General features: G+C 62.7%; 17 protein-coding genes. 7 read left to right on the forward strand and 10 right to left on the reverse strand.

All coding sequences use genetic code 11. From position 1 onward, the window contains the following. Positions 1–20 precede the first annotated feature (20 nt). The gene (locus FME68_RS08270) at positions 21–2,117 is read right to left on the reverse strand and encodes a PhoX family protein (RefSeq protein ID WP_158397187.1); all 2,097 of its coding nucleotides are present in this window, start codon (positions 2,115–2,117) and stop codon (positions 21–23) included. A 170-nt stretch (positions 2,118–2,287) separates the two neighbouring features. Here FME68_RS08270 and lysS point away from each other — a divergent pair, with 170 nt between their 5' ends. Beyond that, positions 2,288–3,862 (forward strand): lysine--tRNA ligase, encoded by a 1,575-nt coding sequence (lysS, locus tag FME68_RS08275; RefSeq protein WP_070680080.1) that lies wholly within the window; start codon positions 2,288–2,290, stop codon positions 3,860–3,862. Positions 3,863–4,009: 147 nt separating this feature from the next. Then, complete coding sequence (locus FME68_RS08280; protein WP_158397188.1) at positions 4,010–4,948, forward strand: hypothetical protein; 939 nt, start codon at positions 4,010–4,012, stop codon at positions 4,946–4,948. A gap of 1 nt (position 4,949) precedes the next feature. Here the strand turns inward: FME68_RS08280 and FME68_RS08285 are convergent, their stop codons facing one another. Further along, positions 4,950–5,291 (reverse strand): hypothetical protein, encoded by a 342-nt coding sequence (locus tag FME68_RS08285; protein WP_070821346.1) that lies wholly within the window; start codon positions 5,289–5,291, stop codon positions 4,950–4,952. A gap of 270 nt (positions 5,292–5,561) precedes the next feature. Between FME68_RS08285 and FME68_RS08290 the strand changes: the two genes are divergently transcribed. Further along, complete coding sequence (locus FME68_RS08290; RefSeq protein ID WP_158397189.1) at positions 5,562–6,962, forward strand: MDR family MFS transporter; 1,401 nt, start codon at positions 5,562–5,564, stop codon at positions 6,960–6,962. A gap of 9 nt (positions 6,963–6,971) precedes the next feature. Here the strand turns inward: FME68_RS08290 and FME68_RS13275 are convergent, their stop codons facing one another. The 5 genes from FME68_RS13275 to FME68_RS08310 all read right to left on the reverse strand — a co-directional run bounded on the left by FME68_RS13275 (position 6,972) and on the right by FME68_RS08310 (position 11,267). After that, positions 6,972–7,193: a hypothetical protein gene (locus FME68_RS13275; RefSeq protein ID WP_230308939.1), complete on the reverse strand. Its 222-nt coding sequence runs from the start codon at positions 7,191–7,193 to the stop codon at positions 6,972–6,974. Further along, positions 7,190–8,200 (reverse strand): hypothetical protein, encoded by a 1,011-nt coding sequence (locus tag FME68_RS08295; protein ID WP_230308940.1) that lies wholly within the window; start codon positions 8,198–8,200, stop codon positions 7,190–7,192. Before FME68_RS08295 ends, FME68_RS13275 begins: the two co-directional genes overlap by 4 nt. A 111-nt stretch (positions 8,201–8,311) precedes the next feature. Further along, entirely contained in the window at positions 8,312–9,790 is a 1,479-nt protein-coding gene (locus FME68_RS08300) for a serine/threonine-protein kinase (RefSeq protein WP_158397190.1), read from the reverse strand. Positions 9,791–9,792: 2 nt separating this feature from the next. After that, positions 9,793–10,458 carry a hypothetical protein gene (locus FME68_RS08305; RefSeq protein WP_071409489.1) on the reverse strand — a complete coding sequence of 222 codons (666 nt, stop codon included), beginning with the start codon at positions 10,456–10,458 and terminating at the stop codon, positions 9,793–9,795. A gap of 122 nt (positions 10,459–10,580) precedes the next feature. After that, positions 10,581–11,267, reverse strand: a complete 687-nt coding sequence (locus tag FME68_RS08310) for a hypothetical protein (RefSeq protein ID WP_070511101.1) — start codon at positions 11,265–11,267, stop codon at positions 10,581–10,583. Between the two features lie 234 nt (positions 11,268–11,501). Between FME68_RS08310 and FME68_RS08315 the strand changes: the two genes are divergently transcribed. Beyond that, on the forward strand, positions 11,502–14,279 hold the full coding sequence (locus tag FME68_RS08315; protein WP_070515872.1) for an ATP-dependent Clp protease ATP-binding subunit: 2,778 nt from the start codon (positions 11,502–11,504) through the stop codon (positions 14,277–14,279). Positions 14,280–14,927: 648 nt separating this feature from the next. On the opposite strand, the gene FME68_RS08320 is transcribed toward FME68_RS08315, so the two are convergent. Both FME68_RS08320 and FME68_RS08325 read right to left on the reverse strand, forming a co-directional pair. Continuing rightward, positions 14,928–15,818, reverse strand: coding sequence for a cation diffusion facilitator family transporter (locus FME68_RS08320; protein WP_046647215.1), 891 nt, complete (start codon positions 15,816–15,818; stop codon positions 14,928–14,930). Positions 15,819–15,889: 71 nt separating this feature from the next. Beyond that, positions 15,890–17,149, reverse strand: a complete 1,260-nt coding sequence (locus tag FME68_RS08325) for a lipase family protein (RefSeq protein WP_230308941.1) — start codon at positions 17,147–17,149, stop codon at positions 15,890–15,892. Between FME68_RS08325 and FME68_RS08330 the strand changes: the two genes are divergently transcribed. Further along, positions 17,148–17,318 (forward strand): DUF4236 domain-containing protein, encoded by a 171-nt coding sequence (locus tag FME68_RS08330; protein ID WP_080975064.1) that lies wholly within the window; start codon positions 17,148–17,150, stop codon positions 17,316–17,318. The two genes, FME68_RS08325 and FME68_RS08330, sit on opposite strands and share 2 nt — an antisense overlap. Further along, a complete protein-coding gene (locus tag FME68_RS08335; protein ID WP_070546288.1) occupies positions 17,318–18,634 on the forward strand; it encodes a threonine/serine exporter family protein in 1,317 nt (438 codons plus the stop codon). Before FME68_RS08330 ends, FME68_RS08335 begins: the two co-directional genes overlap by 1 nt. Here FME68_RS08335 and FME68_RS08340 read toward each other — a convergent pair. Further along, the gene (locus tag FME68_RS08340) at positions 18,600–19,460 is read right to left on the reverse strand and encodes an HhH-GPD family protein (protein ID WP_070700921.1); all 861 of its coding nucleotides are present in this window, start codon (positions 19,458–19,460) and stop codon (positions 18,600–18,602) included. The genes FME68_RS08335 and FME68_RS08340 overlap by 35 nt on opposite strands. 41 nt (positions 19,461–19,501) lie before the next feature. On the opposite strand from FME68_RS08340, the gene FME68_RS08345 reads away from it, so the two are divergent. After that, entirely contained in the window at positions 19,502–20,125 is a 624-nt protein-coding gene (locus FME68_RS08345) for a carbonic anhydrase (RefSeq protein ID WP_049154728.1), read from the forward strand. The last annotated feature ends 42 nt before the right edge of the window (positions 20,126–20,167 follow it).

Below are 20,167 nucleotides of genomic sequence, written 5' to 3' on the forward strand. Positions count from 1 at the left end.
CACTGCGCAACGTCGGTGCCTTATTCGGTACCGATCTTGCCGTCCTTCTTCCACACCACAACCACGGCCGGGCGCGGGGTGGACTTGCCGCCGTCAGGCCAGTGGGAGGTGGCGTTCTCAAAGGTGGCGTCGTCAGCCTCGCCCGGGTGCTGAACGTTGACCATGACGCGGTCATCGTCGACGATCGGTCCACAGGTCTCCGCGCCCGCCGGGACGGTGAGGAAGCACTTGAGTTCGCCGCGGGTCTCACCCTCGGTGGTCACGGCGTAGAGGCCATCGTTGGAGTCCAGCGCGTTGCCGTCGGTAGAGATCCACAGGTTGCCGTGGTTGTCGAAGGCCAGGTTATCCGGGCAGGAAATCGGGGAGACCTTCTCCTTATCGAAGCCACCGAAGTAGGTGCTGGCCTCACGCGGGTCACCACAGACCAGGAAGAGGTTCCAGGTGAACTTCTCGCCGGCGTGGTCATCCTCGAGCTCCATGACCAGGCCGTTCTTGTTCTCCTTGACCGGAGCCCATTCCTTGGCGTCTTCCTTGTTCTTCTTAGCGTTCTCGCCGGTGGCGCCGCGGTACTTGTTGTTGGTCAGCGCGATGTAGACCTTCTCGGTCTCCGGGTGAACCTCAACGTCTTCCGGACGGTCCATCTTGGTGGCGCCCACCTTGTCGGCGGCCTCACGGGTAAAGACGGCGACTTCTTCGGCGGACATGCCGTCCACGTGGGACTCGAACTTGTTGTTCTCCGTATCGGAGGTCAGCAGCTTGACCCACTCACCGGTGCCGTCGAAAGCACCGTCCTCCGGCAGGACGCCGGAGCCGTCGATTTCCTTCTCTGGGGAGTTGCCCTCCATCTTGGCCACGTACAGGGTGCCGTGGTCCAGAATGGTCATGTTGTGCTTCAGGTCGCCCTCCTTGTACTTCTTGGAGGAGACGAACTTGTAGACGTACTCGAAGCGGGAGTCATCGCCGGAGTAGCAGACCACGGTGCCATCCTTGGTGATGTGGATGTTGCCGGCCTCGTGCTTGAAGCGGCCCACAGCGGTGTGCTTAATCGGGGTGGACTTCGGGTCCAGCGGGTTGATCTCCACGAGCCAGCCAAAGCGGTTCGGCTCGTTCGGCTCCTTGGTCACGTCGAAGCGGTCATCGTACTTTTCCCACTTACGCTCGGACGGGCCCTCCTCGATGCCGAAGCGCTTGAGGGATTCAGCGGCCTTCTCATCCTTGACATCGCCACCGGCGAAATACTGGTCGAAGTTCTCTTCGCCAGAGAGCATGGTGTTCCACGGGGTCACGCCACCGGAGCAGTTGTTGAGGGTGCCCAGGACCTTCTCACCCTTCGGGTCGGCGGAGGTCTTCACCAGGTCGGTGCCCTTAGCGGGGCCCACCAGGGTGAACGGGGTGGTAGCGGTAATGCGGCGGTTGAGCGGGCCGAACTCGCGCTTGAGTTCGCCGGAGCCCTTCACCTTGGAGACCTCGAGGATGGTGTGGCCGTGGCCAGCCCAACCGATCTTTACCTGCTCCTCGGTAGGGTTCTCCGGGTCGTAGTCCGGGAACATCATCGGCTCGGTGGTGTACTCGTGCGAGCACATGTAGATCATGCGGTTCTTGTCATCCGGGTGCTCGATGAGGCCGGCGAAGTCATTGTTGAAGCCGAACTGCTTCTCCGCATCCGCGGCAGTCTGGTTGTTGACGTCGAATTCCGGCGCGCCCTCGATGACCGGGTCACCCCAGGCAATCAGGACGGACTGCTCATAACCCTTGGGGATGACGACCTCATCCTTGGTGTTGGCCTCCACGGCTTCAAAGTGCATGCCCTCGGCGGAGGTGAGCTCGATGTCAGAGCCCTTGACCTCGCTGGTCTTGTTGGAGGAGCTGCCAGCCGCAGACCCGTTGTCATCCGGCGCGGCACACGCAGCCAGCGCAGAGGAGCCACCGACGGCGACGACGGCCAGACCACCGGCGCGCAGAGCAGTGCGGCGGGAGAACTGGTCACCAAAGTAAGGGTTATCGGAGGTGTTCTCGCACTCGCCGAAGCAGGCATTACCGCACTTGTAGGTGCAGGTAAGAGAAGAACGAGAAGAGGTAAACATGTTAGCCAAGAGATTGCGGCCGTTGAGTGCCATGAAAATATGCTCCAAAAATCGAACTCGTTGGTTGCGCGGGGATGTCGCAACGGACGCACTGAGTTAATACGGTTGAGATGGCCGCGCGGTTGATACTGTCTAACGGCTAGATGAACACTCTGTGAACCGGGATCGCGCCAGCGTATGGGGATCGACTACCCTAGACAACCGTGAGCGAGAAGAAGAATACTGAAGTTACTGACGTCCCCGAGCAGCTGCGCATCCGCCGCGAGAAGCGCGCCCGACTGTTGGAGTCCGGCACCGAGCCTTATCCGGTGACCGTGGACCGCACGATCTCCCTGCGGGATCTCCGCCAGCAGTTCCAGGTCGTTGCAGAGGGCGAAGAGCCGGCCGCGGAAGAGGGCGTCACCTACCTCAACGCGGGTGAGGAGACTGACGTCGAGGTGGCCATCGCCGGCCGCCTTATCTTCATGCGTAATACCGGCAAGCTCTGCTTTGCCACCTTGCAGGATGGTGATGGCACCCAGGTACAGGCCATGCTGTCGCTGGCGGAGGTAGGGGAGGAGCGCCTCGCCGCGTGGAAGTCTGACGTTGACCTGGGTGATTTCATTTCCGTACGCGGCCGCGTCATTGCTTCGCGCCGCGGCGAGCTCTCCGTCATGGCTTCCGAGTGGACCATGGCGGCGAAGTCCTTGCGCCCGCTTCCGGTTTCCTTCGCTGACATGAACGAGGAAACTCGCGTGCGCCAGCGCTACAACGATCTCATCGTGCGCGAGGAGGCCCGCAAGAATGCCATGACCCGCGTGAAGGTCATGCGTGCGTTGCGCAACTACCTGGAGGATCAGGGCTTCGTGGAGATCGAAACCCCGATGCTGCAGACCATCCACGGTGGTGCGGCGGCCCGCCCGTTCGTGACCCACTCCAATGCCCTGGACATCGACCTCTACCTGCGCATCGCTCCGGAGCTCTTCCTGAAGCGCGCTGTCGTCGGCGGCATTGACCGCGTCTTTGAAATCAACCGCAACTTCCGCAACGAGGGCGTTGACCGCTCCCACTCCCCGGAGTTCGCCATGCTGGAGACCTACGAGGCATGGGGCGACTACAACGACTGTGCTCGCACCATTCGCGAGTCCATCCAGTCTGTGGCCCGCGCGGTCTTTGGCTCCACCACCGTCACCCTGGCGGATGGCACGGAGTATGACCTCGGCGGCGAAGAGTGGCCGGAAATTGAAATGTACCCCTCCCTCAACGAGGCTCTGCAGCGCAAGTTCCCCGGCCAGCCGGAAGTGACCATCGACTCCACCGTCGAGGAGCTCAAGGCGATTGCCGACGTCATCGGGCTCGACGTCCCGAAGAACGGCGGCTGGGGCCACGGCAAGCTGGTGGAGGAGATCTGGGAGGTGCTCTGCGAGGACCAGCTCGAGGGCCCGATCTTTGTGAAGAACTTCCCGGTTGAGACCTCCCCGCTGACCCGCCAGCACCGCTCCCAGCCGGGCGTGACGGAGAAGTGGGACCTGTACGTGCGCGGCTTCGAGCTGGCCACGGGCTACTCGGAGCTGGTGGATCCCGTAATCCAGCGCGAGCGCTTCGAGGACCAGGCCCGCCTTGCCGCCGGCGGTGATGAGGAAGCCATGGTGCTGGATGAGGACTTCCTAGCCGCCATGGAGCAGGGCATGCCGCCGACAGCCGGTGCTGGCATGGGCATGGACCGCCTGCTCATGGCGCTGACCGGCCTGGGCATCCGCGAGACCGTGCTCTTCCCGATCGTGAAGCCGGAGCACTAGTTTCTCCTAGCCTCCACCTGCCCGCGCCCGCCACTCTGGTGGCTGCGCGGGTTTTCTGGTTTTCTCATTGCTGCGCCTTCAGCCCCCAATGAGGGAAAACTGCTGCGGCAGGCCACAGGATCGACGAGTCCGTGAGAAAATGCAGGTGTGACAAAGCTTCTGAATGCCCTGCCCCTCGCACTGATCGCCTGTACGGCGGCAGCGTGTTCTGCTGCCGAGGATTCCACCAGCGGTGAGCCGCAATTCTACAACGCCTCCACCGCCGAGACTTCCGCCGATAACACTGAATCTACGGAAGCAAGCTCGGCTCCGACGTCCGCGAAGGACAAGGAAGGTGACTCGGGCCTTAAAGAATTAGATAAGGAAGACTTCATCGCCACCAACTTGGGACACGCGACCTCCACGGTGTATGGAGTGAGCAGCCCGAATGACCGCGTGGCCTGCACAGTCACTGAAGATCAAGGTTTGATCGGGTGCAGCGTAATGTTCGCTGATCCGCCCCTGTACCCGGCGACCGGGCAGTCGTTCTGGCTTTCTAACTCCGTCAACTTCGATGCGAACGCTGGCTTTTATCCCAATGTGAAAATGGGCGGAGACGCCGCGGCACCCACCACGCTAGAAGCAGGGAACACCGTCACGATGAACGGTGTGACGTTTGAATCCGTGAATGAGGATGAGTTCACGGTCAAGATCGATGGCCACCACTTCACAGTGAAAGACGATGGTGAGTACTACTCCGATACCTTCCCACCGCAGCCAGATGGGGAAGGGAAAGCTATGACCGGAACCATCTGTGGGGACCTCGGCAATGGCGAGTATGTCTATGCCAAAGAAAACGGGACGAATTGCGCGCGGGCAATGGAAGTTCTTGAGTATTACAAGAACTATGACTTCGCGCCCATGGAGGGCGGCAACCGTGGGTACCTCATGGAAGATGATTTCAGTTGCTCCTATAACGCCGATCCCGGCTGGCCAGACCAGCCCGACTATCGATGGCTTGGCTGCAGCATCGAAGACGGTGGCGCAGTCGTCGTCCTAGACCCGGCCGCGCGTGCACTCGTGTCAGAGAAAGGTGGGCAGCGCTAGATCAGTGCGGGCCGCGAGTTAGCGTGAGTTCGTAGGAACCGCTGGGCGTCGTGAAGCACAGCAGCGAGGTGCCCTCGGGGATGGCTGCGGTAGCTCTCGGCAGCAGCCTGATGGGGCCGTGCGTGCGGATGTGTGGGGAGGATAACTCCGCCGCGAGGAAGCTGCCCACGTTACTCACCATCCAGTTGTCCTCCTGCTGCCAGAAGTGGAGGAAGTGGCGGTGCATGGAGGCGTCATCAGGAGCCAGTGGGAAGTCCCCCGCGCGGCCTGCCACTAGCTGCTGACCTGGGCGCACGACGGCACGTTCCCCAGCGGAGTTAGTGACAAGGAGGTCGCGCTGCATCCAGAGGCCTTTCTGTAGCTTTAGGCAGTAGCGTTTAGAGCTTTGAGTAGCACGGAGGGCGCTGTCACCTTCACACTGCCGTGTGGCCTAACGCACCCGCTGAGATTCCGGGGAGTGCCACCCAACGAGGGCTCACATCTGGCTCGTGTGGCACCCCCGGCCACCAGAGGAATACACTAAATCGCTCACGTGTTGTCTCTTGGGTGCTGACGATGTGAGTAGCAGCGCTGAAGACCCAAAATAGAAAAGTTGAAAGGTGTAGCCGGCCGCATGTCCGCTGAAATCCCTTCGAAGGTAATAACTACCCTCAGCATCCTGGTGCTGGGAGCGATGGTCATGATTCTCAACGAGACCTCGCTCTCCGTTGCGCTACCAGCCATTATGGCGGACTACTCCATTCCTGCCACGAGCGCCCAGTGGTTGTTGACGGGATTCATGCTCACCATGGCTGTGGTTATCCCCACCACCGGCTTCCTTCTGGAAAGGCTTACGACGCGCCAGATCTTCGTTGCGTCCGCGGGGCTCTTCCTGGCCGGAACCGTGGTGGCGGCCCTCGCGCCGAGCTTCTTCATCCTGCTGGTGGGCCGCGTCCTTCAAGCTGGCGGAACCGCTTTGATGATCCCTACCCTTATGACCGTGGCCATGACGCTGGTCCCAGCGCAGCGTCGTGGCACGGTGATGGGCATCATTTCCGTGGTGATCTCTGTGGCCCCGGCATTGGGGCCCACCGTCGGCGGAGCGATTCTCAACCACTTCACCTGGCACGCCATCTTCTGGTCCATGGTTCCGCTCATCGCCCTCATTCTCGTCGCCGGGCTCTGGCGTTTAGACAATGTGGGTGAGAACCGTGATACCCCGCTCGACGGCCTCTCCGTCATCCTTTCCGCCCTCGCGTTTGGCGGGTTGATTTACGGCCTGTCCTCGATGGAAAAGATCCTGCAGGGAGACGGCTGGGTGGACATCGCCGTTACCGTGGTGGGCGTCATCGCGCTCGCCGTATTCATCCGTCGGCAGCGGCGCTTGGCGCTGGAGGATCGCGCCCTGATGGATCTGCGTCCCTTCCGCGTCCGCAATTTCACCCTCGCGGTGATCATCCTCCTCCTGTCCTTTGGGCTCATGCTGGGAATGGTCACGGTCTTGCCCATCTATCTGCAAACCACCCTGGGTGCTACGGCCTTTGCCACGGGGTTGGCGGTGATGCCGGGCGGCATCCTCCAAGCCTTCCTTTCCCCGATTGTGGGCCGGCTCTTCGATTCCTATGGCCCGCGCCCGCTCATGATTCCTGGCTCACTGCTCATGGTGGCCGGGCTGTGGCTCATGGCCACCTTGGGTGAGAACTCAGCTGTGTGGATGGTCGTGGGTATGCACGTGATCTTCTCCCTCGGCATGTGCTTGATGATGACGCCGCTGATGACCACTGCGCTGTCCTCGCTTCCGAAGAAGCTCTACTCGCACGGCTCGGCAATCATGAACACTTTCCAGCAGTTGGCGGGTGCGACGGGAACGGCTTTGCTCGTTGTCTTCCTCACCCGCGGCACCCTGGCTGGCGCTGCCGCTGGGCTAAGCCCGGCCGCGGCGACGGCGCAGGGAACGCACTGGGCTTTCCTGTTTGCCGGCGTGGCCGGCATCGCCATTGCGGTGATAGCACCGCTGCTTAAGCGCGCGGACTAAGTGCGCGGTTTAACACAGAGGTAGGTTGAGGCGGATGTCCTCTGCGTCCTCGCCCCAGACGAGGACGGCGTCGGTGGAGTCCTCGGCGCTCATGTAGAACACCGGCTCGGAATCGGAAATGTCGTAGCTGTACACGGTGCAGCGTCCGTTGGATAGTTCCTGCGCGCCCTGCGTCGGGCCGGCGGCCTCGCGCTGGGTGACGTCCCCGTACCGCGCCACGGAGTAGCTCACGCCGTCACCAACGCACGTAATCTTCGCCTCTTGGCCGTCCTCCGGAGCACGGGATTCGCAGGTGGCGCCGTTGAAGCCTTCGTCGCCGGGGCGGGAGCTGATGAGCCCGGGGTGGCCGTCGGCAAGCGCCTGCTCTGAGTCGGACCACGCCGACCTCCCCAAGAAGAACCACAGCAGCCCACCAACCAGGAGCAGGAGAAGAAGGCCCAGGCCCAAGCCCGCAAAGACCTTGCCCTTCGATTTCGAGGTGCGCGTGGTGGATGAAGCTTCCGCGGGAGTGGAGGCATAGTCAGGCTGTTGCTGCGGCCCGGCCCAGTCCGCCTGCGGGGCGGCGGTGTGTTGCGGAGCTGACTGCCACGGGGCCGCGCCCGGGCCCGGCTGTCCGCGTGTGTGCTGCGCACGGCGTCGATAACGGCGGCGGCTGAGGGGTAGGCGGCCGCGGCGCGGAAGCCTGGGTAGGCCGCGGAGACGAGCTGGGCCAGGCGGTCGATGACCTCCTTCGCGGAGGCAGTGGGGGCGTCGGTAGCGGTGGCTGGGCCGACTGAGGCGAAGAAGGCGTTCGAGCGGTTATCGGTGAGGATGATGCGCCGCGGGTTGAGCGCACGGAGAGCAAAGCCAGCGCGGCCCTGCTGGATAAGGAAGTCCGTGGCGTCGGCCAAGGGAGCAAAGACGGCGAGAGCCTCCTCCTGGGAAAGGTGATGGGCGCCGATGCCAGACGACGTGTACTTCGACAGCTGCTCGCCCGGCAGGCTGCGGCGTACAAAAAACTCCTGACCATTGTTCATCGTGCCCGTACCCACGATAGGGGCAATGGCGCTGTGCTGCAGCTGGCCAACGATTCCGGACTGGCGGAGCACGCCGCGGTGCTCCGGACCATAAATTTCTACGAGGAGTTCGTCCTGCGAGGGATCTTCCACGAGAAACAGCGAGGAGCCCGCCCCTTGGTCCAAGACAGCCTTTTCGCGCAGCCGGTGCTGGGTAGTGAAAAATTCAGGAAGCGTAGTCACGGTGAGAGAAATCCTTCGTGGAGGAGGTCGACGGTGAGGTATAAGAATCTTCCTCATTCTAAAGGCGACACCGTGTCCATGGGCGTGACACAGCGCTCCCGCCACGGTGGGCTAACAGATGGGCAAGCTCAAACGGTCCTCGCGAGCATGCGGACCAGCAAGAACGAGAGCAAAACGCGCGGAGACTCCCGAGGGGTACACTCCCCACGTTCCCGGCTGGTGAGGGATTTCCGCCGAGGTGATGCTGCACGCATCCTGGACTAAGACGTCGAGGCGGCGCGGCATGATGGAGTTACGGTTGTCCTCCGTGCCGAAATCAGCTGCGACAAGCGTGAGGTCGTCGCTCCTGCACACGATTCGAGCTTGCTGCCCCGCTTCCGGCAGCGCGGGGCGGCAGTCGAGGTTGCGCCACGGGGCGCGGCCAGGGTGCTCCGGCAATAGCTGTGGAAATTGTTGGGCCAGAACCTCGTCGTGCTCGTCCCACCCCGCGCCGTACAGCGCTAGTCCTCCGGCGACTGCCAGACACAGCAACACCGCCGCAAGTATGCCCCCGAGGATGCTCAGATGGCGGCGCCGCGGCTGCTGGGCGCGCTCGTGATGGGGGCTGGCCGGTAGCGTAGCAGGGCCGGCGGCAGCATCCGGGGCTGCGGGGCGCGGCGCGGACGCCAGCTCACTCAGCTCCGCGAGCATCTCCGATGCGCTGGCGAAGCGCTGATGGGGATCCGGGTTCAACGCGGTGGCGAAGAAAGTGTTGAGGGCGGGGGCGAGGGGAGCGTCGCCAGGCGCCAGATTATGAGCGGTCAACTGCGGTATCACGCGGCTGTGCGCCCACTGCTGGGGACTGGTGGCGCGGCGCAGATTAACCAGAGTGAGCATCTCCAGCGCGATGAGCGCGAGCGAGTAGCGGTCGCTGGCGGCGGTCGGCTGCGGTGGGTGCTTGACCAACTGCGTGGGGTAGAGCTCCGGCGCCATGTAGGCATCCGTGCCCACGCGCAGGCCTTCGCGGGTCAAGCGCGTCGTGTCCTCATTGATGGCGATGCCAAAGTCCGCCAGCATGACGGTACAGCCCTCGTTATCACTGTGGGCCGTGGGGGAAGGCGTGCTATCGGCGATGATGTTCGCGGGCTTGACGTCGCGGTGAATGACCGGCGAAGGCAGGGCCGCCAGATAGTCCAGGGCCTGTGCGATGGGCGCGAGCAGCTGCACGGTTTCCTCCACCGTGAACTTGGAATTGTCCAAGATCCGCTGGTTGATGTGCGCCTCCAAGCTAGGGCCGCGCAGAAACTTCATAATGAAATAAGGCACGCCACCTGGGGTGATGTCGCCATCGTAGATAGGCACGATGGCCGGATGCTCGAGTGCCGCGACGGTGCGCATCTCCGCCATAAAGCGGCGGACCTCCTCATCGTCCTCGGCCGCATGCTGCGCGATGACCTTGATGGCTACTTCGCGGTCCAAGCTTTCCTTGCGGGCAAAGACGATGGTGCCCATGCCACCCGCACCGATCTGGTGGAACTGCGAGTAGCCCTTGGCGCTGAGCTCGGGCTCAAGATCCAAAGGCAGACCGGAAGCGGTGGGCTGGCTGTTCATGGCTATGCGGCGACGATGATGGGCTGGTGAATGACAAAAGGCTCATAACCGGCCTGCCGGATGCTGATCTCTGCGACGAAGTCGCCGGGGTCGGTGAGCCGAGCAACCAGCGTGCACTCGCCGGACTCACAGTCCACGACGAAATCCTCGCCCTCCTTGAGGTGGTGTGACTGGGTGTCGTCGAGAAGCGCCACCTGCCATTCGGCATTGTTGTCCAGATCCGCCTCGTCCCCACTCAAGTTCGTGGCCTGCACGCTGAGGACAAGGGCACCCCCGGTGGCCCACTGCAGCACGCCGGTTGGGGCAGAGCCGCCGATGGCTCCGTCGTAGCGCCGGTTGTCCAGCTCAACGCGTAGGGTTTGAAAACCATAGGGCTCCACGCCTGAATAGGTGGCCACGATTTCGTTGACCACACCGGGGCCCGCTTCCTTCTTCGTGAGCAGGTAGGTGCCGTCCTCCTGACGCAGGTGCGAAGGTTCGCTGGGTTCTGGGCTCTCGGAGTCGGCCCCCTCGACAGGAACGTCTTCGTACTGGGACAGGGTGGTCTGGCCCGTGACCGTGAATTTGGGCGCATCCTCCGCGGTGTCCTTGTTCGTCGCGCACGCAGACAGCGCGAGGAGCGCTACGCCGAGTCCAGCTAGCGCGCGCGGAGAGACGGAGGCGAACATTGGTTGTCAGATCCTTGCAGAGGGACAGATGAGGGATAGAAGGGGATAAAAATAGAAAGGGGCCAGAATCAGACAAAGAATAACAGCACCGGTGAGCGGCTTAAAACAATAATGCTGAATTGTTATGAAAGGTGCGCATAGTAGTGCGGGTGTGCGGCCGCGAACTGGGCGAGCACAATGCGCCACGAGATTTTCTGGCCCGGCTGGAACTGCGGAACGCCGAGCTTTTGCAAGGTCTCCGCCAGCGTCTGAATCTTGCGCTCTACTTTCTTTTCGGTCCAGTCTAGGGCCTCTGCTAGCTCGCGCTGACTACTCACGACCACCCGTGGCTCCGCAGCGGGGTTGTCGAGGAGTGGCTGAGCGAGGGTCTTGAGCAGCAGGCACTGCTCCTCATTCGGCTCGAAGACGTGGGTGGTAAACGGCCCATCCGGTGGAAGGCTGGGCTGTGGGCTGCGCAGCGACTGCATGACGGTGAGCTCGCACTCGTAGCTCATGGTGGCAGTGGAGAAATAGAGCGTGGAGGTTCCCGGGTGCAGGACCTCAATGCTGCCGGGGCTGATGAGGGTGCGGCCGAAGCCGCAGGCGGCGGGCGGCTGGATCGTAGCGGCGATGAAACTGCCGATGTTCTTGATGAACCACTGTGAGCCATTGGACCACACCTGCAGGAACGTGCGGTGCATGGCGGGATCATCGGAGGCCAGTAGGAAGTCCCCCTGGCGGCCAAGGGTGACGCTTTCGGAGACCTCGAGGAGGCGGGAGTGCCCAATCAGATCGTCGATAAGCAGAGTGCCGTGCTGTGCCTGTTGCATCGGGGGAGGCTCCTTCCCGCGGGGATGTAACCAGTGTTGACTGAAGAGTTACTTTACTTTAAGGCTTGCGCGCAGGCGCTTGGCGATGCCTCCCGCCACCTGTTCGCTACCGGCGTACAGTGGCTCTACCTGGGGAAATGAGGTTTTTGAGTAGGGGGGTGCGGAATTCGCGAATGGAGTGTCCGCCCCGCGCGTTAGAGTGGATGACACATTTACAGCGAAAGGTAAGAGGTAATGTTCGAGAGGTTTACTGACCGTGCTCGCCGCGTCATCGTTTTGGCGCAGGAGGAAGCACGCATGCTCAACCACAATTACATCGGCACCGAGCACATCCTCCTGGGGCTTATTCACGAAGGCGAAGGCGTAGCGGCCAAGGCTTTGGAATCCATGGGGATCTCGCTGGAGGACGTCCGCCGTGAGGTGGAAGAGATTATTGGTCAAGGTTCTCAGCCGCACACCGGCCACATCCCATTTACCCCGCGCGCGAAGAAGGTTCTCGAGCTCTCCCTGCGTGAGGGGCTCCAGATGGGCCACAAATACATTGGCACTGAGTTCCTGCTGCTCGGCCTCATCCGTGAGGGTGACGGCGTGGCGGCTCAGGTGCTGACCAAGCTGGGCGCCGACTTGCCGCGCGTGCGCCAGCAGGTTATCCAGCTGCTCTCCGGCTACGAAGGGAATGAAGGCGAAGGCGGCCAGTCCCAGGGTGGCCCCGGCCCGGTAGGCGCCGGTGCCGGCGCTGGCCAGGGAGGCCGTGTTGGCCCGGGTGGCTCCGGCGAGCGCTCCAACTCCCTGGTGCTGGACCAGTTTGGCCGCAACCTCACCCAGGCTGCGCGCGACGGCAAGCTGGACCCAGTCGTGGGTCGCGATTCCGAGATTGAACGCATCATGCAGGTTCTGTCTCGCCGGACCAAGAACAACCCGGTGCTCATCGGTGAGCCCGGCGTGGGTAAGACCGCCGTGGTCGAGGGCCTGGCCCTCGATATCGTTAACGGCAAGGTCCCGGAGACCCTCAAGGATAAGCAGCTCTATTCGCTGGACCTCGGCTCCCTGGTGGCTGGCTCGCGCTACCGCGGTGACTTCGAGGAGCGCCTGAAGAAGGTGCTCAAGGAGATTAACCAGCGCGGTGACATCATCCTCTTTATCGATGAGATCCACACCCTGGTCGGCGCCGGTGCCGCCGAGGGCGCTATCGATGCTGCTTCCTTGCTGAAGCCGAAACTGGCCCGCGGCGAGCTGCAGACCATTGGTGCTACCACCCTCGATGAGTACCGCAAGCACATTGAGAAGGATGCCGCCTTGGAGCGCCGCTTCCAGCCTGTCAAGGTGGAAGAGCCCTCCCTCGATGACACCATCCTGATCCTCAAGGGGCTGCGCGATAAGTACGAGGCACACCACCGCGTCTCTTATACCGATGAAGCGTTGAAGGCTGCAGCCTCCCTGTCGGACCGCTACATCAATGACCGCTTCCTGCCGGATAAGGCTGTTGACCTCCTCGATGAGGCCGGTGCCCGTATGCGCATCAAGCGCATGACCGCCCCGGAGGGCCTGCGCGAAGTGGATGATCGCATCGCAGAGGTCCGCAAGGAAAAGGAAGCTGCGATTGACGCCCAGGACTTCGAGAAGGCCGCTGGCCTGCGCGATAAGGAACGCAAGCTGGGTGAAGAGCGCGCGGAAAAGGAAAAGCAGTGGCGCTCCGGTGACTTGGAGGAAATCGCTGAGGTCGGCGAGGAGCAGATCGCTGAGGTTCTCGCGCACTGGACCGGCATTCCGGTGCTCAAGCTCACGGAGAAGGAATCCAACCGCCTCCTCAACATGGAAGAGGAGCTGCACAAGCGCATCATCGGCCAGGACGATGCCGTCAAGGCCGTGTCCCGCGCCATTCGCCGCACCCGTGCTGGCCTGAAGGACCCGCGCCGTCCTTCCGGTTCCTTCATCTTCGCCGGCCCCTCCGGTGTGGGTAAGACGGAGCTGTCGAAGTCCCTGGCTAACTTCCTCTTCGGTTCGGATGATGACCTCATCCAGATCGATATGGGTGAGTTCCACGATCGCTTCACCGCGTCCCGCCTCTTTGGTGCTCCTCCGGGATACGTTGGCTACGAAGAGGGCGGCCAGCTGACCGAGAAGGTTCGCCGCAAGCCTTTCTCCGTGGTGCTCTTCGATGAGATCGAAAAGGCCCACAAGGAGATTTACAACACCCTTCTGCAGGTGTTGGAGGATGGCCGCCTGACTGACGGTCAGGGCCGCGTGGTGGACTTCAAGAACACCGTGCTTATCTTCACCTCCAACCTGGGTACCCAGGACATCTCGAAGGCCGTGGGCTTGGGCTTCACCGGCTCTTCGGAGAATGACGCCGATGCACAGTACGAGCGCATGAAGAACAAGGTTAACGACGAGCTGAAGAAGCACTTCCGCCCTGAGTTCCTCAACCGTATTGATGAGATTGTGGTCTTCCACCAGCTCACCCAGGAGCAGATCGTCGAGATGGTGGAGCTGCTCATCGCCCGCGTAGAGAAGCAGCTCTCCGAGCGTGACATGGGCATCGAGCTCACTCAGAAGGCCAAGGACCTGCTGGCTCAGCGCGGTTTCGACCCGGTCTTGGGCGCACGTCCGCTGCGCCGCACCATCCAGCGCGAGATTGAGGATCAGCTCTCCGAGAAGATCCTCTTCGGCGAAATCGGCGCGGGTGAGATCATCACCGTGGACGTTGAAGGCTGGGACGGCGAGTCCAAGGACAACTCTTCTGCCACCTTCACCTTCACGCCGCGTCCGCGCCCGCTGCCGGAGGACACCTTCGACAAGGAGCTCGAGGAGACCGCCGTGCGTGAGGCCGATGAGGAACTGGCCACCGAGATCGATGCCGAAACTCACGGCCCCGACTCCAATGGTCCGGACACGGTGACCCCGGACGTCCTCGACGAGTCTGGCAGTGATTCCGCTGAGGAATCCCACAACGACGATGGCGATGACGGCAACCCGCCGCCGGCAGGTGCCGGTGCTGGCCAGCCGCTCTAAGCGCTGACCTGGGCCCCATAAGGATTAGCCCCGAACCGCATGCGTGTGAAACACTGCCTGCGGTTCGGGGCTTTCTGTGCGTGACCGGTGGGCGGGACGGCCCGGTGGGCGGGATAAGGAATCAGCACACCGTCGCGTGAGATTCGTGCTCCGGGTGCTCGATCTGGATGGTGGAGTCCCGACTATGGACATAACAGACTTAGGTCATTTTAGTGCGGAAAAATCCTACCCCACCACCGGAAACCACCAGGTATGAGTGTCAAAAGTGGCGTTTCTCATCCACCCATGACCGAAGCCGGGTAACAACGACCGTTTCCGTAGAACAGTGCATGCATCTTCGCGAAACGAACCTCGTAGCGCGCAGCGTCTGCGTGCCTCCATCGACGTGCTGGAGGCATTTGGTAAAAGGCGTCTGACAAAAGGCATCTGTCATAAGGCGTTTTCACGGCTGAAAACGCCTTTTACGCCTTGTAGATGGCGTTTTTAGACCCAAAGATGCCGTTTGCCAGATGCCTTTTGCGGGACGCCCTTTTGACTTGGTTCAGTTTCGTGCGGAACAATCCCACCCCACCGCCGAAAAGTACCAGGTAGCAGTGTTAGGAGTGACGTTGCTCGCCCGCTCATGACCTAAGCCGGGCTAGAAGGGAATCAGCACACCGTCTCGTGGGATTCGTGCTCCGGGTGCTCGATCTGGATGGTGGAGTGCTCGATGCCGTGCTCGCGCAGGGCTTGCTGGGCGGCATCCAACAGAGGGCCGGTCTCGACGGTACCGTCGCGCACGATGTGCACGGTCGTCAGCACGTTCACGCCGTCCAGGCTCCACAGGTGTAGGTCGTGGATGTCGGCAACACCCTCGATCTGTCGCAGCGCGGGCTCGATGACGCTGGCGTCGAAGTCCGCCGGGACCTGCTCGAGCAGCACGCTCGCCGAGAGCCGCATGAGCTGCCAGGCGCGCGGGAGCACCATCGCCGCGATCACCAGGGAGGCGATCACGTCCGCCGCCACAAACCCCGTGGTCAGTACCACGACGCCCGCCACGATCACTGCGATCGAGCCGAGCATATCCACCAGCACGTGCAAGAACGCGCCCTCCACGTTGATTGAGGATTCGCGGTGCCGGTGCAACACCCACGCCGATAGCGCATTCGCCACAAGGCCAATCACCGCGATGATCAGCATCGTTGTTCCTTGTACCTCAGCTGGGCTCTGCAGGCGGCGCACCGCCTCGACGACAATCCACACCGAGATCGCCAGGACCATCACCGCGTTCGCTAGCGCAGCAAGCACCTCTACTCGCCGGTAGCCGTACGTGGCCTGGGCTGATGCTTGTCGACGCCCAACCAACACCGCTAACACCGCGATGATCAACCCAGCGGCGTCGGAAAGCATGTGCATCGCATCCGCCATCAGCGCCATTGAGCCCGCCAACCAGCCGCCGATCAGCTCCGCGAAGAAGACGGTTCCGGTAATGCTCAGCGCAATCAGTAGTGCGCGCAGCGGCGTGCTGGAGTGATCGTGGTCGTGGTGCTCGTGTGCCATGCACTCAGTCTATCCCCGCCGGCGCTTATTGACAATTAAATGAAAATGGATGGCGGCGCCAGGGGGCGATTCTAGGATTCGGCAGGTTGGCAGTTTGACGGTGCGGGGACGTCGCGGAAGCGGTCGATGAGGTAGTTCGTGCCCTGCAGAACCGCGCGGACCGTGGGCGCGGCATGGTTGGTGCCCGAGCCTGGGTTCACGTTGACCGCCCAGGCGTCCTCAAAGTAGACGGTCCCGCCGGCAGCACAGAAGTCGTGGGCCATGCGGCGTGCTTGCTGGTAGGGGATGATGTCATCGGTCGGGGAGTTGACCACCATCATTGGGGCGTTGAGAGCGCGCTGGCCGAGGCGCTGCTCGTGCAGCATTCGAGAGGCCACCGGCTTGCGGCGGAGGAGCTCGGCGAAGGACTCGCCGCTCGCGGTCAGCTCACTGGTGCGAATATTTCCCCAGGTAGACATCGATTCGCGCAAACAAAAAGTGGCGGCGTCGGCGAGGAATGTGTGGCCGCGCGGATTCATCTCATCGATGATTTCCCGGGAGAACTCCGGGCTACGCTCCGCAAAACCATTGATGGCGTAGCCCAACACGTGAACGAGCGCTGAGCCGTCGACCGCCTGCATCACCTCGAAGAGGTCCGCTGGAGGTGCACCGGCGAAGGTTCCCTTGACGTTGAGCTCGGGGGCGTAGCTAGCGGCGTATTCGCCCGCAGCGGCAGCTGCACCGCCGCCTTGGGAGTAGCCGACAAATCCCACGGGGGAATCGGCGGGAGCACCGGCGAGCCGGAGCGCGGCGCGGGCGGCGTCAAGAACCGCGTGGGCCTCCTCGACGTTGTTGACATAAGAATGGTGCCCCGGGGTTCCGAGCCCGATGTAGTCCGTGACTACGACGCGCACACCTTGGGAGGCCGCATAGTTATACACGCGCGTGGCCGCAGCTTCATAGCGCTGGTCAACGCGGTTGCCGTCGGCGGCGAAACGGGCTCGGGACGGTGCACACTGGTCACCCGCCCCACGCGTTCCCGGCGCGTAGACGATAGTTGGGCGCTCGCCCGGCCCGTTCCATGGTGCTGAGGGCTCGTAGACCATGCCGGTCACCGTGGTGGGTGTGCCATCCATGAGGGTGGAGGAATAAGAGATAACAGTGGCCTTAACACCGGGTTGTTCTATCGGTGACGCCGATTGGACGCTGCCCGGCTCCACCGCGTGGGCGGCGGGTGACGCCAGAATAAGAGCAGCGGTGGCCGTCAGCACTGTTAACAGGGATTTTATTCGCACAAAGCTCAGAGTAGCCTGCGGCGTCGTGGTGCGCATCCGCGCTAAGCTGGCACGCATGGGAATTTATTATCGCAAGCGCAAGAAGACCGGAAAGAACAGCTGGATCAACCTCTCCGGCTCCGGTGCCTCGATGTCGACGAAGGTCGGCCCCGTGACGTTTAACTCCCGCGGCGGCATGTGGGTCAACCTGCCCGGTGGCCTGAATTTCCGGGGACGCTGGCGCTAATGACATCTCACCCCAACAGCGACTATGTCCGTATGGGGTACGAGGCCGACGTCGTCTTGCGCCTAGGCATGATGCTCATGGGGGCGGGAACGTCCGGCTACCGCGTCCTGCGCGGCATGAAACGTGCCGCCCGTGCGCTCGGCTTTGATCGGCTCGACGCCAACGTTGGCGTCACCCAGATAACATGCACGTTTCACCGCGGCCGCGAGTTTCGCACCGTGGTGGCCCAGCAGCATTCACCCGCCGTCGACGCCTCCCGCATCGAGGCGCTGGAGGATCTCACCCACCACAGGCTGTACGCGGGCATTACGGCCGAAGAGCTCACGGAGATGCTTGATTCCATCGAGTCCACGGTGGTCAAGCGATGGAACCGCTGGCTCTTGGCTGCAGCGGCAGCTATTGCGTGCGCCTCTTTCGCGGTCCTGAACTTCTTCACGCCGCTGGCGATTCTCCTAGTGGCTCTCGCCGCTTTCTGCGGCCAGCTCACCCGCGCGGTCTTGCACGGCAAGCACGTTCACCAGCTGGGCTGCATCGTGGCGGCCGGAACGGTGGCCAGCCTCGTGTACTTCTTCACCACCGAGGCGGTGGCCGCCGCCGGGGTGGCGGACCCGTCGGAGTTTTCCTCGGGCTACGTGGCCGCCGTACTTTTCCTCATTCCCGGCTTCCCGCTTTTCTCCGCGCTCATTGATCTCGCGCGCTTCGACTTCGAGGCCGGACTATCCCGCCTGACCTACGCGCTGACGGTGATCACCGCGGCTACCTTTACCGTGGCCTTAGTTAGCTGGACTACAGAGCTCACCCCGGAACCGGGAATCCCGGACTATGCGCCCGTGTGGTACCTCGCCGCCGCGGCGGCCAGCTTCCTGGGCATTTCCGGATTCGCGTTCCTCTTTAACTCCTCGCGCCGGATGGTGCTCGTGGCGGCCGCGGTGGGAACGGTGGCCAACCTTGTGCGCTTGCTCCTCATCGGGGTCGGGGCCACGGCCTACGTCGGCGCTTTCGTCGGTGGTCTCATCGTTGGGCTCTTGGGCGCGGTGGCCTCCACACGCGCACACCTACCGCGCATCACCACGACGGTGCCGGCGTCCGTCATCATGATCCCCGGCACCTCCATGTTCCGCACCGTCTATCACCTCAACGTGGGCAACATGGACCAGGCGTTGAGCAACTTCGCTACCGCCTCAATGGCCGTGGCAGCCATCGGCTGTGGGCTTATCCTCGCGCGCCTGTTGACCGACCGTGACTGGACCTTCGGCCACCTCATCGACTTCTCACACGTGCCTAGTGCGGCAGGTGAAACAAACCCTCGTCGTTGACATCCATCAACCCATCCTCGAGCAGTGAGGCCTGCGCGCGCGAACGCTGTGCCGCATCCGGCCATACCGCGTCGAGCGCGGATTGCTCGACGGGATGAGGGGTGGCGCGCAGGACGTCGAGAAGCAGCCCTCGCACCTGCCGGTCCGTACCGGTGAACTTTTGCACTCGCTTCTTGGCCCGCGCGGTCTCTTCTTCGCTGGGCTCCGGACAGCCCGCGAGCTGCCAGGCGCACGTGGACTTAATGGGGCAGGCGGCACAGTCGGGGTTCTTCGCCGTGCACACCAGCGCGCCGAGTTCCATGAGTGCGGCGGAAAAACGCGGACCGTTCTCTTCTGGAAGCAAAGCTTCTACCTGCGCCAACTCGCGTTTTGCGGGAGGTGGCGCCAGGAAGCGGCCCTCCTCGGCGCGGGCATAGACGCGGCGGACGTTGGTATCCACCACCGGAACGTTGTGCCCAAAATGGAAGCAAGCCACCGCACGCGCGGTGTACTCACCGATTCCGGGCAACGCCAAGAGCTTGTCGACGTCCCCCGGAACCTCCCCTTCACCAATCTCCTTCGCGCACTCCCACAAGCGCAACGCACGGCGCGGGTAGCCCAGCTTTCCCCAGGCGCGCAGCACATCTGCTTTGGATGCTGCCGCGAGGTCCTGTGGGGTGGGCCAGCGGCGCATCCACTCCTCCCACTGCGGGGCGACGCGCGCGACGGGTGTTTGCTGGCTCATGACCTCGCTTAAGAGCACGCCCCACGCTGAGGTCCCTGGCTCGCGCCACGGTAGGGGACGCTCATGGGCATCGAACCATTCCACGACAGCTTGGGTATCCATAGGCATCTCAGTGTAGGGCGGTGGGGACTAGAGTAAGAATCATGCCTTTAGTAGATGTCCCTCAAAACCCACAGAAGGTGTGGGAAGCCCTCCAGGAAGGTAACCACCGACTGGTGACGGGTAACCTCATCGACGTTAACCAAGACGCGAAGCTGCGCGCTGGCCTGACTCAAGGCCAGGACCCACGCGTCATCGTGCTTGCCTGCTCCGATTCCCGCGCGCCCATTGAGCACGTGTTCAACATTGGTTTCGGCGATGCCTTCGTCATCCGCACCGCCGGTCATATCCTGGACAGCGCGGTGATGGCGTCGCTGGACTATGCCCTGGAGAATCTCAAGGCTAACCTGCTCGTGGTGATGGGGCATCAGTCCTGCGGTGCGGTGGGCGCAGCCGCGGACTTCCTGGCGGGCGGCGATCTGCCGACGGGCCTGCAGCGTCCGATCATTGAGCGTGTGGCCGCTGCCTCGATGGTGGCCAAGCGTGATGGCCGCGAGGAACTCGCCGATTTTGAGCGCGAGAATACCGCGCAGACAGTCTCCCAGATCATTTCTGACGTTCCGGCTGCGCGCCAGCTTCTCGACGCCGGCACGCTCGGCATCGTCGGCCTGCGCTACCTCCTAGAGGATTCCAGCGTGGAGACCGTCGTCCTGCACGGCGTTCACTAGGCTCGCCGGCTGGCCCGGGCACTGGGCGGGACTAAGCGCATA

The organism is Corynebacterium hiratae (assembly GCF_009708045.1).
Classification (GTDB): Bacteria; Actinomycetota; Actinomycetes; order Mycobacteriales; family Mycobacteriaceae; genus Corynebacterium; species Corynebacterium hiratae.